This window comes from Nitrospirillum bahiense (assembly GCF_007828025.1).
Taxonomy (GTDB): Bacteria; Pseudomonadota; Alphaproteobacteria; order Azospirillales; family Azospirillaceae; genus Nitrospirillum; species Nitrospirillum amazonense.
Map to the genome: position 1 here is coordinate 117,008 of NZ_VITO01000016.1, position 15,598 is coordinate 132,605.

Consider the following 15,598-nt stretch of genomic DNA (forward strand, 5'->3'; position numbering starts at 1 on the left):
CCCCACCCTGCCCGGTATTTTTCTGAATGAACCCAACTGCCAAAACTCTCTTTTTAACAGGCGACCTGAACGTACGACCTAGGCATGACCGAGTGCGGCGAGCAGCTGGTCGATATCGGTGTGGTCGTTGAACACCGAAGGCGTGACGCGGAAGCGGTTGGCGCTGACCGTCATCTTGATCTTGGCCGCCGCCAGCTTGGCCCCCAGTTTCTCCCGCGCGTTCTCATAGGCGCAGGTGACCAGGGGCGTGGTCGCCTCGGGCGGGGTCATCAGGCTGTAGCCCAGCTTGGGCAATTCCTGCTTCAGCCGGCGGATCAGGTCCTGGGCATGCGCCTGGATGGCCGCCACCCCCACACCCAGGATATAGTCCAGGGAATGGTCCAGCTGTGCGATCACCATATGGGCATGGGTGCCGTGAGCGAAGGTGCCCTCCGCCGTGTCGGCGTAGGCGTAGTCGGCGATCATCTCCCCCGGCGGATCAAAGGGGTAGATGTGCGGCTTGAACGCGCTCATCCCGTAATAGCCGTACTCGGTACGGGCCAACTGGGCGCGGGCGGCCTTGGTTCCATAGATGAAACCCAGGCCGAAATCGCCCATCAGCCACTTGTAGCTGGCGCAGGCGGCGAAATCGACGCCGCTGCCCTTCAAATCAACGGGCACGCAGCCGGCGGCGTGGATGATGTCGGCGTAGACCAGCGCGCCGTTGGCATGCGCCAGATCGCACACCGCCTTCAAGTCATGCTCGAAGCCGTTGATGGTGGAGACCAGCGACAGGGCCACCAGCTTGGTGTCCTTGCGGATGGCCTGCTTCAGGTCGGCCAGCAGGATGCGGCCGTCCTTGGGCTCCACCCACGTGACCTCCACCCCATGGCGCTGCATCTCCTCATACAGCGGCAAGGAACCGAAGAAGTGCAGCGTGTCGGTGACGATGTGGCCGCCCGACTTGGGAAGGCCCAGGCCGCGCAGCACCATCTGCTCCCCCGCCGTGGTGCTCTGCACATAGGCGATGTCGTCGGCGTCGGCATTCACCAGACGGGCGAACTTCTCCCGCACGCCGTCGTCGGGCAGGTCATAGTGCGCCGCCGCCGGGTCCAGCATGCGCTTGGACAGATAGGTGTCGACGGCGGCCTTGGCGCCCGTGCTGACGGGGTGCTGGGACCCGCTGTCGAGATAAACCAGGTCGTGGGGGAAAAAGGACGCCTTGTCCGGAAAGCGCGTAGGCAGGGTCGGCTTGGACGCGCCGGTTGGGGCCGTCTGGGCGCCCACGGCGGCCGGCACGACTTCGGCCATGGTGAGGGTGCCGGCGGCCAGCATCACGTCCCTGCGCGTCATTCTCATCCGTGTACTCGTAGGTTTGGAAAAGGCGCCCGTTGGCCAAGAGGTTCCCTGACCGAAACCCATGCTAACGGAAACCCCGGGGGCATTTTTGGCGAAGTTGCAGGCATTTGGGCGGTGCCCGGGAAATTTTATCCGTTGGCCGGATAGACCGCGCATGGACGTGCCCTGAGGGGGTGTTCCCGGAATTATCCTTCCGCCCCATTGACGATGGCGCGGCGGTGCTTCTCACCCGCTTTGGCGGCATCTCTGCATAAAACCTGCTCATGTTGGTCAGGACGATGGAAATTCCACCGGACCGACGGCGGCTTTTCTGCGAACTCCGGAAAGAAAAACCCCATCCCCTGCCCTAAGGTGGTTCGGGAACAGGATGACAGGGAAGACACCTATGGGTTTCGCGCCGTCCGGCCTTGCCGTTTTCGATGCCGCCGCCGTCCGTGCGGGCCTGGGTTATGGGGCGGCCATTTCCGCCATCCGCCAGGCCATGGTGGACTTGAGCACCGGACGGGTGCGCCAGCAGCTGCGCAGCTTCATCAGCCTGGGCGCCGGCCGCACCTTCGCCATCATGCCGGCGGCCTTCGTCGGTGCGGACCAGCCCGGCTATTTCGGCGCCAAGCTGGTCAGCGTCTATAACGATGGCCAGGGTCGCAAGGCGCATGAAGGCCTGGTGGTGCTGTTCGACGGCGCCAGCGGGCGGCCCGTCTGCCTGGCCGACGCGGCGGAGGTCACGGCCATGCGCACGGCGGCGGCCAGCGCCGTCGCCACCGACGCCCTGGCCCGGCCGGACGCCGACACCCTGGCCCTGGTGGGCATCGGGCGGCAGGCCCTGGCCCATGCCCTGGCGCTGGCCAGTATCCGCACCGTGCGCCACATTCGCGTGTGGGGCCGCGACCCCGCCAAGACCCTGGCCTTCGCCGCCCAGGTGCAGGCCGCCACCGGCATCGACACCCAGGCCCATGACAGCGTGCAGCGGGCCGTGGCCGGTGCCGCCATCGTCTGCACCGTCACCGCCGCCGCCGATCCCATCCTGCGCGGCGACTGGATCGCCCCCGGCACGCATGTGAACGTCGTTGGCTCCAGCGGTCCGGCCCAGGCGGAGATTGATACCGACCTGGTGGCGGCCAGCCGCTTCATCGTCGACCACCGGGAGCATGTGCTGGTCCATGGCGGGGAGTTCCTGCGCGCCAAGGCGGCCGGCATCCTCGGTGACGATCACATCGCGGCAGAGATCGGGGAGGTGCTGGCGGGCCGGGCGCCAGGCCGGCAGTCGGCGGAGCAGATCACCGTTTACAAGTCCCTGGGCCATGCCGTGCAGGATCTGGCCGCCACGGCCTGGCTGTATGAGAACGCCCGTCATCCCGCCGTGTCGCCCTTGCCCATCATCGACGGGCACGCCGTGGCGGAGCGCCTGGGCTACGACACCTGCATTCCCCTCGTGCGCCAAGCAATGACCGCCCTGTCGAAGGGGGAGACGCAGCAGCTGCCGCGCGGCGTGCTGCCTCTGGACCATGGCCATATGTTCGGCGTCATGCCCGGTGCCCTCAACGGCGGGCCCTCTGGCGGCGGGCCCTTCGGCGCCAAGCTGGTGGCCGTGTTCCCGGACAATTTCAACAAGGGCCTGCCCTCACACCAGGGCGTCATCGTGCTGTTCGACCGGGACAGCGGCCGGCCCATGGGCGTGGTTGACGGTGGGGAGGTGACGGCCATCCGCACGGCGGCGGCCAGCGCCGTGGCCACCGACGCCCTGGCCCGGCCCGAGGCCTCGACGCTGGCCCTGCTGGGCTACGGCGAGCAGGCGCTGACCCATGCCCGCGCCATCGCCCGGGTGCGCCGCCTGACCCGCATCACCGTCTGGGGCCGCGCCCCCGGCCGCGCCGCCGCCTTCGCCGCGCGGCTAGCGGAGGAACTGGACCTGTCCGTGCGCACCGCCGCCAGCGCGCAGGAGGCGGTGGTGGACGCCGACATCGTCTGCACCGTGACAGCCGCGAAGGACCCCATCCTGCACGGGGCCTGGGTGGCGCCGGGGACGCATGTGAACGTCGTGGGCTCCAGCATCGCCGGCCCGGTGGAGGTGGATCATGATCTGGTCATCCGGTCGCGTTTCATCGCCGATTGCCGGGAGCATGTGCTGCGCCAGGGGGCGGAGTTCCTGCGGGCCAAGGCCGCCGGCCTGATCGACGACGCCCATGTGGTGGCGGAGATTGGGGAGGTGCTGGCCGGCCACGCCGAAGGTCGGCAGTCAGCGGAGCAGGTCACGCTCTACAAGTCGCTGGGCCATGTGGTCCAGGACCTGGCCGCCGCCTGGCCCCTGCTGAAGAAGGATTGAAACCATGGCGAACGCGGAACTGGACGCCATCGACATGAAGATCCTGACCCACATGCAGCGCGACGCCTCGCTGACCACGGCGGAGCTGGCGGAGCGGGTGGGCATCTCGCAATCCCCCTGCTGGCGCCGCGTGCAGCGCCTGCATGACGAGGGCTATATCAAGTCCCAGGTGGTGCTGGTCGACCGGCAGAAGCTGGGCTTCGACATGCACATCTTCGCCCAGGTGAAGATCGCCCGCCTATCGGAGGAGGAGCGCGAGACCTTTTTCCGGGGCATCCAGAACATCCCCGAGGTGCTGGAGTGCTACACCGTTTTCGGTGAAATGGACGCCCTGCTGAAGATCGTGGCGCCGGACGTGAAGTGGTACCAGGAGTTCATCTTCAATACCCTGATGAAGCTGCCGGGGGTGGAGGACATCCGTTCCATCGTCACCCTGTCGGAGGCCAAGAGCACCACGGCCATCCCGCTGAAGCCGCGCACATTCCAATAAGCGTCCCTGCGATGCATAGCCTATGCCCGGGCCCCAGTGCGGGGCCGGCACTGGGAAAACATAAACCTGCCGCCGTCCGCCATCATGCGGGAACGCGGGGGCGTACGAGCGGCCGGCATACGGCCGGACAGAACAGGTGGGGACCATCCATGAGAAAACTGACCTTGGGCCTGCTGGCCACCTCCATGCTCACGTTCACTGCCGCCGCCGCCGAGGCGCCAGCCCCCCTGGACGTCGTGCTGCGTCCGCACGCCAGCGGCGGCGTGGCCGATCGCATGGACGTGGAACTGCGCATCGCGCATCCCGGCGTGGCCGCCGGCCAGCCCCTGCTGCGCATGCCCACCACCATCGTCTCCACCCCCACGGCGGGCTATGATGCCAGCGCCATCGTGGCGCGGGACGACAAGGGCCCCCTGCCGCTGACCATGGCGGATGAAGCGCCGACGCCCACCGGCACCTACCGCCACTATGACGTGGGCCGGGCCACGGTGGGCGACGTGGTGGTGCGGTACGGCACCCCGCCCCGCGCCGTCAGCGTCGCCACGCGCAACGGCCCGCTGTTCGACCTGCGCCAGCAGGCGGACGGCCTGATGGGTGCAGGCGTCTATTTCATGGCCCTGCCGGCGGGGGAGCAGCCCTACCGCATCAGCCTGAAGTGGGATCTGTCCGACATGCCCAAGGGCGCCCGGGGGATCTGGAGCCTGGGCGAAGGCGACCAGTCCACGGTCGCCCCGGCGGAGTTGCTGGCCTTCTCCTTCTACGCCACCGGTTCGGTGAAGAGCGTGCCGGCGGCGGGGAAGGGCAATTTCGGCCTGTACTGGCTGGTCCAGCCGCCGTTCGACATGAACGACCTGTCCACGGGCATCCAGCGCCTCTACGGCTACATGGCCCATTTCTTCAAGGATGACGGCGCGCCCTACCGCGTCTTCATCCGGGCCAATCCCTACCCCGCCGGCGGCGGCACGGCCCTGGCGAAGTCCTTCATGTTCGGCTACGGCGTGGATGGCACCACCGCCGCCAGCGACACCCAGATGCTGCTGGCGCATGAGATGACCCACAACTGGCCCAGGCTGGACGGCGGGGAGCATCCCGCCACCGCCTGGTACACCGAGGGCATGGCCGAATATTATTCCGTCGTGCTGGCCCGGCGCGCCGGCGTGATCGACCAGGCCAAGTTCCTGCGCGTGGTCAACGACCATGCCTCCGGCTACTACAGCAACCCCTACGTGGCGCTGACCAACACCCAGGCCGGTGCCAAGTTCTGGAGCGACGCCCGCGCCCAGCGCGTGCCCTACGGCCGGGGCTTCATGTACCTGGCCCGCGTCGATGCCGAAATCCGCGCCAAATCCGGCGGCACGCGTAGCCTGGACGATCTGGTCTTAGAGGTGCTGGAGCGCCAGCGCAAAGGCGAGAAGGTGGGCCTGGAGCAATGGGTCGCCATGGTGGTGCGCGAATTGGGCGACAGCGCCCGACAGGAGTACGAGGACATGGTGGCCGGCAAGCTGATCGAGCCCGCGCCCACCGGATTCGCCCCCTGCTATCGCGCCGTGGAGGCGGCGGAGCGTCCCTTCGACTTGGGCTATGACGAGATGCGCCTGGGTGTGGTGGCCGATCTGCGCGCCGACAGTCCGGCCGCCCGGGCCGGCGTGAAGGAAGGCGACCTGATCGTGAAGTCCAGTCCCAAGCAGGCGCTGATGGACGACCCGGCCAAGCAGATGGAAATCACCGTCAAGCGCGACGGCCAGGAGCGGAGCTTCACCTACCTGCCGCGCGGCCAAGCCGTAGCCAGCTGGCATTGGGAACGCGTGCAGGGGGTGGAGGACAGCGCCTGCCATCTTTGATCGGCTGGGTCGACACATCGGGGGCCGGGTCTTTCCCGGCCCTTTTTCATGGCCTCCGCTGGGCCGCCGCCGGCCGGTGGTTCCCCGAAACCGGCGCTACCGGAGGCGGTTCAAAGCAGGTAGATTTATGCCGGACAGGGGCGGAAGACCCCCATGGGCGATACCAGATTGAACAGGGGACCACATAGGATATGCCGGCTGCGGAACTCGACGCCATAGACATGAAAATCCTGACGCTGATGCAGAAAGACGCGTCACTGACCACGGCGGAACTGGCTGAAAAGGTGGGGATTTCCCAGTCCCCCTGCTGGCGCCGCATCCAGCGCCTGCAGGGCGAGGGCTATATCAAGGGCCAGGTGGTCATCGTCGACCGGGAGAAACTGGGCTTCCACATGCAGATCTTCGCCCAGGTGAAGATGGCCCGGCTGTCGGACGAGGAACGCCAGACCTTTTTCCGGGGCGTGGAGAACATTCCAGAGATCCTTGAATGCTATACCGTATTCGGGGAGATGGACATCCTGATGAAGGTCGTGGCGCCGGACGTCAAATGGTATCAGCAGTTCATTTTCAGCAGCCTGATGAAGCTGCCGGGCGTGCAGGACATCCGCTCCATCGTGACCCTGTCGGAGGCCAAGCACACCACCGCCGTGCCGCTGAAACCACGCCAGTTCCAGTGAATAAAATTACCCGCCGGGCCCGGTCAGGGCTGGCGGGTGATGAAGCGGCCAAGGTCGGCGCTGAGGCGCACCCGCGCCTCAGCGTCGCGGTACATCATGTGGCCGCCGCCGTAGCAGTTCACCGATAGCCGGGCGGATAGGCCCGGTTCCAGCTTGGCCTTCAGAATCTCGTTAGCAGCACAGCTGTTCAGGCTGTCGTACAACCCTGCGGCGGCAAAGACGCGCAGCTTGCCGTCCATCTCCATGGCCCTGCGGATCCAGGGTTCCGCACCGGGCGGCCCCTCACCCGCGCGCGCGACAGCAATGGCGGCGGCGAAGGCGGCCGGTGAGGTATCCCCGGAATTGTAGTCCCACTGCTCGCCCACCGGCTTGGCCCCCGGATCGGTGTCCTTCTCCAGCCCCAGGTAAGGCAAGTCGGTGCGATAGCCCAAGGTCTCGCGCAAATAGCGCACCATGACGGCGGCGCCCGGCTCCTCGGCGTCCACCTGGCCGGCCCCCGGGTTCAGCGGCGTGCTGATACGCATGTCAAAGGTATCCAGCCGACGGCCAGGCAGCAGATTGTTCAGGAACTGGCGGGAGGAAACCGTCAGGCTGGTCCTGTCGACCAGGGACGGGTCCACGCCCATGTGGTGGGCCACATCCTGGGCCAGGGCGGCCTTTTGCTGGGCGCTGAGATCGCCCAGATGGGCCAGAGCCGGGGCGTAAACCTGTTCCGCCCAGGCGCGGGTGGCATCGGCCGTGGCCGACGGGCTGGTCCCCGCCAGGCTGGCCGGCAGGCGGCCGTGCACCTGGGCGGCGGCGGCACGGCCCGGCAGCTTTAGCGCGGTCACCAGTTCCTTGGGCAGCACCGGCCCCACGGGAATGCCGCCGGAGATGAGGACGACGCCCGCCACCGGCCGGCCGCGCTTCTCCAGCGCCTCCGCCACGCCGGCGGCGCGCCAGACGCCGAAGCTTTCACCGATGAGGTAGACCGGTGTGCGGGCATCGGCATGGCGCTGAGTCCAGGCCTGCACGAAGTCGGTGATGGAAGACTGGTCGCCCAGGGTGCTGTAAAAACGCAACCCATCCTGCGCCGTCGCCGGGCGGCTGAAGCCCGTGCCCACGGGATCGACGAACACCAGGTCGCTATCGGCCAGCAGGGTCTGGGCGTTGTCCACCAGGGCGCCGCCCTCCAGCCGCTTCGGGCCAAAGGCCTCGAAATGCAGCAGCGTGGAATTGGCACCAGGCCCACCGTTCCACAGGAAGGTGACCGGCCGCCCGCCCTGTCCGGGAACATGATAGGCGACGTAGAAGATGTGGCCCCGCACCACACCCTGCGCATCGGTCAGGTCCAGGGTCGCGGCCTCGGCCACGTAGCGCAGCGGTTTGCCCGCCAGGGTGATCTGCTGGGCGACCCCGGAAGGGGGGGCCATCGCCGGGTCATGGGCCGCACAGCCCGCCAAGGCCAGGGCCACCGCGCTGATGCCGTTCCGTATCGCCGCCCGCATGCCCCCACTCCCCCCGTTGCCGCGTTTCCCTCAGCGATCCCGCCAGGCCCGCAGGCCGGCGTGCAGCCGGCTCAATCCCCGGTCCAATGTCTCGGCATCACCGGCGTAGCCCAGGCGGACATGGCCGGCCAGGCCGAAATACTCGCCCGGCGCCACCAGCAGATCGACCTGGTTCCACAGGTGACGGGTCAGCGCCAGGGTGTCCGCCACCCCGACGATGCGGGGGAAATAAAGGCAACCGGCCGCCGGCACGGCGCCCTCGATCAGGCCCTCGTCCCGCATGGCGGCGGCGTGGCGGTGCAGCACCGGCGTGGTGGCGGTCATCACCGCCTGCCAATGCCGGTCGAAGGTGTCGGCGTTTTCCATGACATGGGCGGCCACGGCGTGCGACAGCTTGGACACGCCGACGTCCCCCTCCGGCTGGCCGGCGCGGATGCGGGCCAGCACCTCGGGTGCCGCCACCATCCAGCCGCACTTGAGCGCGAACAGGCCGAACACCTTGGTCAGGCTGGCCAGGCTGACGATGTTGGGCGCCAGCTTGGCCGCCAGCCCGGCCGAGGGGCGCCGGGCGAAATCGCCGTAGACCTCATCCACCACCAGCAACGCGCCGACGGTGGCCGCCGCCTGCGCCACAGCCTTCAGGGTGGCGTGGTCCAGGAACACGCCGGTGGGGTTGTGCGGATTGGTCAGGATGACCAGGCGGGTATCGGGCGTCAGCCTGGCCGCCACCTGGGCAGGGTCGATGCCGAAATGCGGCGCCGGCCGGTCCAGCTCATCCACCGCGGCGCCCGCCTCCAGGGCCAGGTTGGTGAGAAGCTTGAAGCCCGGGTTTTCGATCAGCACCCGTTCGCCCGGCTTCACCAGGGCGCGCAGGATCAGCTGCAGGGCGCCGGTGACGCCGGTGACAGTCTGCAACCGCTCCGGCGTCTCGTCGTAGCGCGCGCACAGCGCGTCGACCAGGAAGCGGTTGCCGTTGGCGAAGACGCTGACGTAGCGGCTGCTGAGCTGTGGCGCGCCGTCGTCATCCACGGCGACCAGCGACTTGGCCACCAGCCCCGCCAGCAGATCCGAAGGTTCGCTGATGGTGCTGTCGTACAGGGCGATGGCGTTGGGCCGGCCGGCGAGCGCGCGCATAGCCCCCCGCACCCAGTCGGAATATTGGGCGGCCGCGAAGAAGTCGCCGCCGGACGGGGTGCCGGACGGGACGTTGGATGCGGGACCGACGGATTTACCGGCAGATTTCAAGGCGTACTTCCTATTCGGGCGAGGCGTTCGGGCGTGAAAGGCCACCGAAGCCGGCGATGCCAAAATTCTATTCGACTTGGCGGGTGCTTTTTTGCGTATGGCCGGGTCCGGCAGGGTGCCGACGGTCGGTTTATGCGGCATCTCGCCGGAGCCGCGCATAAGCTGACCGCACCGGTTCCCGCCCTATCGGCAATTGGCCGGCGCATCCGGACGACGGGCCCATTGATAGGCCTGCACCGTTTCGCCCCGGGGCAGGTAGGTGATGGGGAAGACCTGGCTGTCGCGGCGTATCTGCAGGGTCAGCGTGGCCTGCTGGTTTCCCTGGATCATGTCCTGCGGCACGGGCTTCACGATCTCATCCCCGTCGCGCAGGCCGGCGTCCGCCGCGGCCGAGCCGGGGATCAGGCCATGCACGATGCGCTTGGGCTGGATCAGCACCTCGGGATCAAAGCCCAGCTGATAGCGGCGCAAGGGGGCGGTGGTGCGGGTGAAGCAGGGGCCGAAGGCATCGTCGTCCGGCAGGACCAGGGCGCCGTTCAGCATGGCGTCCAGTTCCAGCTTGCCGCGCGGGCCCAGTTCATGGGTGATGATCTCCACCCAGGCGGCGTGGTCCATGGGCCGGCCGTGGCGGCGGCGGTCCAGCATGGCCAGGATCAGGTCATCCAGGGAGCGCTTGCCGTGGCTGGCCTTGCGCACCTCGCCATCCACCAGGGCGAAGTAGAGGGCACCCCGGTCGTAGGGCAGCACGCGGATGCGGGTGTCGGCCCAGAAGCGGTCCGGGATGGCGCTGTTGGGCGTGCCGTTCAGGGCGTTGGTGTAGTAGCGGGCGGCGGTGGTGTTGAGATCCTTCAGGAACTCATCACCCGTGATCATGCCGGCGCGCAGCGGCAGGCGGTTCTGGTAATAGACCGCGATGCCCTCGCTGAACCAGGACGAGGCCAGGCCCTGCGGCCCGTCTTCCTTTGAAGCATCCAGCGACCGCACGAATGTGTGCACCATTTCGTGCGCCAGGGTGAACTTGAAGTCCTTCACGTCGGTCTTCTGGTCGAAGGTGCCGATGAAGGCGCCGTTCAGTTCCACGCCACCGCCAGCGTTCACCAGGTTGGGCCGCAGGAAAACGCCGTAGGGCGGCGTGCCCACCGCTTTGAAATAGCCCAGGTAATGGTGATACAGCGATTCCGTCCACCGCATCAGTTCCCTGCCGTCGAAGGGCGGGCTGCCCTGCCAGGCGGAGAAGAAGCCTTGCTTGGGTGGCGCCTCGGGGTAGCGGTGGATGGCCCCCCCCATGACATAGGTGGCGCCCAGGTCGTCCGCACTCAAGGGACCGCTGGAGGTCACGTCACCCGTGCCAAAGTTGGAAACGCCGGCGGCGCCTGGGCCGGCCGCCGACAGGTCCCAACGCAGTGCCAGGCCATACTTGGCATCCGCCTCCGGCAGGATAAGGAAGGTCTCGGCAGCGCCGGAAAAGCCGCCGCCGTCGGTGCGCAGTTCCAGCGGCGGGGCGGCGCCACGCGGGTTGGCCAGGGTGGTGTTGGGGGCGCGGTAACGGACCGTCAGCGCGCCTTTGACCGCCCGCGCCGCCGTCCAGTGGCGGTAGGCCATGGCCGGCCTGTCGGCATCGTCCTTGGCCGTCAGTGCTACGGGACCGGCGGCGTCTCTGGCCGTCAGGTCCGTCAGCGTGTCGGCGACACTCTTGACGTTGTTGGCCACCAGCGGCAGGCGCAGCAGCGGCGCGCCCGCCTCCACCGCCACGTCCGGGATCTCAACCGTGACGTCGACAAAAGGTACGATCCCTTCCCCATTGGGCCCTACCCCCTCCGCCGCCGCTGGCTTCAACGTCACGGCCAGCTGGGGCGCTGCCGCCAAGGCCGCCGGTGCTGCGGACAACGCCAGCAGGGCCGCCAAGCCACCCGTCTTGAAATACCGCATCGCCCCCGCCTGCTTCTACCGACCCCGGAAAACAGGGGGCCGACCCGGTGCTGCCGGACCGGCCCCATCACTCACGCGTCCATCAAGGCTTGGTCATCAGAAGTCTTTGCTGATGGTCATGCCGAAGGTACGCGGCTGGATGATGGCCGCCGAGTAGATGCCCGTGCGGGTGATGGTATCCAGCGGGCCGCCGGAGACGAAGGCGATCTCGTTGCCCAGGTTCTTGGCGTAGACAGACAGGTTCCAGTCGTCGTGGGTGACGCCGGCGCGCAGGTCCACCGTGGTGTAGGACGGCATGAAGAAACGCTGGCCCGTGGACTTGGTCGGGAACACGCTGTAGCGGTCGCCGATGTAGGACACGGTGGCGCCGACGAAGCCATTGAAGCCGTCCACGATGCGGAACTTCTGGTCCGCCGACAGGCTGCCGCTGAACTTGGCGGAGTACGGCAGGCGCTGGCCCTTCAGGCCGTACAGGCCCGAGGTCTTGATGTTTTCGGTCAGCGTCGCGTCGGTGTAGCCCAGGTTGGCCACCACGCTCAGCCCTTCCGAGGGCGTCAGGGTCAGCGTCAGCTCGCCACCACGCGACCGGGCCGTGCCGCCGTTCTGCACGTAGGAGAAGCCGGTGGGCGACGCCGCCTGCAACTGGATGTCATCCCACTCGATGTCGAACAGGGCGGCGTCCACCGTCAGCAGGTGATCAACCACGACACCCTTGAAGCCCACCTCGTAGTTGGTGGTGGTGTCGGAGTTGTAGGCGGCGGGCTCACCCGGGGCGGCGTTGGGGCCGCCGGGACGGAAGCCCGTGGACACGCGGCCATAGACCATCATGTCCTTGTTGATGTGGTACTGCGGCCCCAGGGAGTAGGTGAAGACGCTGGTGCCGGAATGGATGTCGGTGATCTCGTTGTCACCCTGCAGCACGCCGCCGACATCCTGGTAGCTTTCCTGGAACTGCCGGCTGAAGCGGCCGCCGAAGGTGAAGTCCAGCTTGTCGTCGAAGTGATAGGTGGCGGAACCGAAGCCGGCATACTCCCGGTAATGCGACGGGCCAAAGACGGTGTAGAGGTCGGGGAAGCCGACGTTCTCGCCGTTGGCCTTGTTGGCGACGTAGACGTTCTGGCGGTTGAGGTTGTCCTCATTGGTGGCGAAGCCGCCGACCATCCAGTCGATCATGCCGCCCGGCTGGGATTCCAGGCGGATTTCCTGGCTGAGCTTGTTCGTCTGGTAATAGTTGTAGATGCCGGTGCCCAACGCCGGCAGGGCCGGGGCGGGGAAGAAGAAGCCCAGGTAACGGCCGAAGGTGCCGGTGGTGTCCTGCGGGCCGTTGAACACCGTGTGGCTGTAGGAGGTGACGGCCACCAGGTTGGCGAAACCCAGGTCGGCCTTCAGGTTGCCGTTGTAGATACCCATGTCGAGATAGCCGGTGTTCAGGCCGGCGATGGGCGCTTGGGTGTAGTCGCCATAGGTGGGCACGCGATCCACCGAGACGTACTCGTTGGCCGAGCCGCCGGCCGTCATGTGCTGGTAAGTGGCGGAGGCCTGGTAGCTGATGCTGGGCGTGATCTGCCACAGCAGGCTGGCGCGGCCGCCTTCCGTGCGGTTGACGTTGATTTCCGTCTGGCCGCTGTTGGCGTTGGTCATGTAGCCCGGGTCCATGCGGGCGAAGGCGCTGACCCGCAGGCCCAGCTTGTCCTCGACGATGGGCACGTTGATGTAGGCGCGGCCGCCGCCGCCCTCGCCGCCGTGGGCGACGCTGGAACCGGACACCGCCACCTGGCCGAAGGTCTCGGTCAGGTTGGGCGCCGCCGTCACGTAGCGGATCAGGCCGCCCATGGAACTGGCGCCGTAAAGGCTGCCCTGGGGTCCGCGCAGCACTTCGATCTGCTGCAGACTGGACGGATCGATTTCCGGCACCACCGCGTCACCCAGGCCGCCGCTGGTGGCGGAGCCGATGGGAACGTCGTCGATGGTCAGGCCCACGGTGGGGTTGTTGCCGGCACCGGTGGTGATGCCACGGATGGCGATGGTGGTGCGGCCGTTGCCGCTGGACGTGACGTTCAGGCCCGGCACCTGGGTGTAGAAGTCACGCAGCTGGGTGTTGTTGGCCTGCAGCAGCGACTGGCTGGAAACGACGGCGATGGAGGCCGGCACATCCATCAGGCGCTCAGTCTTCTTCTGCGCCGTGACGACGATCTCTTGCAGCTCATCCAAGCTGTCATCAGCCGCCGCGCCATCGGCGTAGCTGGGCAGCGACCAGAAAGAAAAGGTTGTAAGAATAGTCGTGGCGAGCAACGCCCGGATTCCATTCTTGCCCTGCATATTACTACCCCCTGTTCTTATGAGCGCCCCCTGCCGCCACCAATCCTTGTGGGATTTTGTTATTCGGCGGGGTCGAAAAAGATAATTTATGATACCGCCACGCTTGGGCTTTTCTTTCCAAATTGCGTATGTCGAAGCGGGTGGGGAGAAAATTTTATTCCCGAGGTGTGCGCTGCGGAAATTTTCTGCCGGGACTGGTCGGCCGCCCATTCCGCACAGGCGGGTGAAGGACCATCAGGCGGAACCGAACACCCCTCGACTGTCAGAAGATGGCATTTCCAATGCCGTCGATCCTGGATCGAGGAATAGATTTTCCCTGAATGCGCACGCTAAGCCGGTGCCTGTCGCAAAGCCAAAAAACAAACGCCCGCAGGCGGCACCTGCGGGCGTGGATTTCCGGGATCGCCGGCGTCAGGGTGCAGTATGGACGAAGGCGCGGATGTCGGCGCCGAACTTGCGGGCGGCGCCCTCATCCGTGTAGGCCATGTGCCCGCCCTCATAGAAGGTCAGGCGCACGCGGCCCTCGGGCCAGCCCCCCTGGCGGGCCAGCAGCTCCGCCGCCCCCACCGTGGTCTGGGTGTCGTAATAGCCGTTGCCGATCAACAGCCGCATCTTGGGATTGGCCTTCATGGCCTTCAGCAGGCGATCGCTGTAGGCCCAGTTGGCGAAGGGCGAGGCGAAGCCCCATCCCCAGTCGTCCAGCCCCTGGACCTCCGCTATCTCCGCATAGGGTTCGGCGCGGTCGACCTTCAGGTCGGTGTGGAGGTAGTCCTTGAACAGGCGGGAGAATGCCGGCATGACGGCCGCGGCGAACGGATCGGGCCCGATGCCCTTGTCGGTGATGGGGGCGGCATAGCGCGCGTCGGCGCGGCCCAGCAGCAGGCCTTGGTCCTTCAGCAATTCGCCCCGGTACTGCTCCTTGCTGATGCGCAGGGAATGGTCGCGGTAATAGGCGGCGGGAATGCCGGTCAGATCCTGCAGGCGCTGGGCCACGCGGTCGCGGTCCGCCGCCGGCAATTCGCCGCCCTGGTACAAGGCAGGCATGTAATCGCTCTGGGCGTAGCGCCGCGCCTCATCCACGAAAGCTTCCAGCGACAGGCCGTGGCGGTCCACCTTCTGGTGGTACCAGGCAATGGCCGCCAGGGTGGGCAGCGACACCACGTAACTCATGATGTTCTGCGGCCGTTGCACGTATTCGATGATGTTGACCGCCTGGCCCATCAGCAGCACGCCAGCCAGCGGGATGGGCTTGGGCAACTCGGCCAGTTGGCCCGCCACCTCGGCCGCGCGCATGGTGCCGTAGCTTTCACCCAGCAGGTAAACGGGGGAACCCTCGCGGTGATGCTGCGCCAGCCAGGCCTGAATGAAGGCAGTGACCTCCTGCCCGTCCGCCTTCACCGAGAAATAGCTTTTGGGATCGACGCCCTCGGCCACGCGGCTGAAACCGGTGGAGGCCGGGTCGATGAACACCAGGTCGGTGGCGTCCAGCGGCGAATAGGGGTTGTCCACCAGCGTGAAGGTGGAGGGATCAGCCTTCAGGTCATCCGGCACGGCCACGCGTTTCGGCCCCATGACACCCAGGTGCAGCCAGAGGGAGGCGGTGATGGGCCCGCCGTTGAAGACGAAGGTCACCGGCCGCTTTGCCGCGTCCTTGGCTTCCACGGTGTAGGCGAAGCTCACCAGGTGCGCGCCCGGCTTGCCCGCGGCGTCATTCACGTCCGTCCCTTCCACCGTCGCGGTGTAGGCCAGCTTGTGGCCGTTCAGCGTGGTGGTGTGGTGGGTCACGGTCGGCGCGTCCGCCAATGCCGGCATGGATGTGGCCAACATCAGCACGGCCAGCAGGCCCCCCACTTTACGTCCGGTGGCTTTCCCGGTCATCGTCGTCCCCCTGTCGCAGGCGCCCTGTTGTCAGGGGGAGATAATACCGGCCGACGGCGGAATGTTTTTGC

At 67.0% G+C, this 15,598-nt stretch carries 10 protein-coding genes; 4 read left to right on the forward strand and 6 right to left on the reverse strand.

Going from position 1 to position 15,598, the window contains the following annotated elements; translation table 11 throughout:
* Positions 1-78: 78 nt before the first annotated feature.
* A complete protein-coding gene (locus FBZ88_RS21420; RefSeq protein WP_211102753.1) occupies positions 79-1,332 on the reverse strand; it encodes an aminotransferase class V-fold PLP-dependent enzyme in 1,254 nt (417 codons plus the stop codon).
* A gap of 391 nt (positions 1,333-1,723) precedes the next feature.
* On the opposite strand from FBZ88_RS21420, the gene FBZ88_RS30585 reads away from it, so the two are divergent.
* The 4 genes from FBZ88_RS30585 to FBZ88_RS21445 all read left to right on the forward strand — a co-directional run bounded on the left by FBZ88_RS30585 (position 1,724) and on the right by FBZ88_RS21445 (position 6,669).
* Positions 1,724-3,661 (forward strand): ornithine cyclodeaminase family protein, encoded by a 1,938-nt coding sequence (locus FBZ88_RS30585; RefSeq protein WP_211102754.1) that lies wholly within the window; start codon positions 1,724-1,726, stop codon positions 3,659-3,661.
* A 4-nt stretch (positions 3,662-3,665) separates the two neighbouring features.
* The gene (locus FBZ88_RS21435; protein ID WP_145612652.1) at positions 3,666-4,151 is read left to right on the forward strand and encodes an Lrp/AsnC family transcriptional regulator; all 486 of its coding nucleotides are present in this window, start codon (positions 3,666-3,668) and stop codon (positions 4,149-4,151) included.
* Positions 4,152-4,300: 149 nt separating this feature from the next.
* Complete coding sequence (locus tag FBZ88_RS21440; protein WP_186464537.1) at positions 4,301-5,992, forward strand: M61 family metallopeptidase; 1,692 nt, start codon at positions 4,301-4,303, stop codon at positions 5,990-5,992.
* Positions 5,993-6,183: 191 nt separating this feature from the next.
* Positions 6,184-6,669, forward strand: a complete 486-nt coding sequence (locus FBZ88_RS21445) for an Lrp/AsnC family transcriptional regulator (protein ID WP_088874737.1) — start codon at positions 6,184-6,186, stop codon at positions 6,667-6,669.
* A gap of 23 nt (positions 6,670-6,692) precedes the next feature.
* Here the strand turns inward: FBZ88_RS21445 and FBZ88_RS21450 are convergent, their stop codons facing one another.
* The 5 genes from FBZ88_RS21450 to FBZ88_RS21470 form a co-directional block, all read right to left on the reverse strand.
* Positions 6,693-8,156 carry a S10 family serine carboxypeptidase-like protein gene (locus tag FBZ88_RS21450; protein WP_145619173.1) on the reverse strand — a complete coding sequence of 488 codons (1,464 nt, stop codon included), beginning with the start codon at positions 8,154-8,156 and terminating at the stop codon, positions 6,693-6,695.
* A 30-nt stretch (positions 8,157-8,186) separates the two neighbouring features.
* Positions 8,187-9,401 carry a pyridoxal phosphate-dependent aminotransferase gene (locus tag FBZ88_RS21455; RefSeq protein WP_186464538.1) on the reverse strand — a complete coding sequence of 405 codons (1,215 nt, stop codon included), beginning with the start codon at positions 9,399-9,401 and terminating at the stop codon, positions 8,187-8,189.
* 183 nt (positions 9,402-9,584) lie between these two features.
* The gene (locus tag FBZ88_RS21460; RefSeq protein ID WP_145619175.1) at positions 9,585-11,330 is read right to left on the reverse strand and encodes a M61 family metallopeptidase; all 1,746 of its coding nucleotides are present in this window, start codon (positions 11,328-11,330) and stop codon (positions 9,585-9,587) included.
* 96 nt (positions 11,331-11,426) lie between these two features.
* Positions 11,427-13,622: a TonB-dependent receptor gene (locus tag FBZ88_RS21465; RefSeq protein WP_186464539.1), complete on the reverse strand. Its 2,196-nt coding sequence runs from the start codon at positions 13,620-13,622 to the stop codon at positions 11,427-11,429.
* A 438-nt stretch (positions 13,623-14,060) separates the two neighbouring features.
* Positions 14,061-15,527: a S10 family peptidase gene (locus FBZ88_RS21470; protein ID WP_246138786.1), complete on the reverse strand. Its 1,467-nt coding sequence runs from the start codon at positions 15,525-15,527 to the stop codon at positions 14,061-14,063.
* Positions 15,528-15,598: the final 71 nt, after the last annotated feature.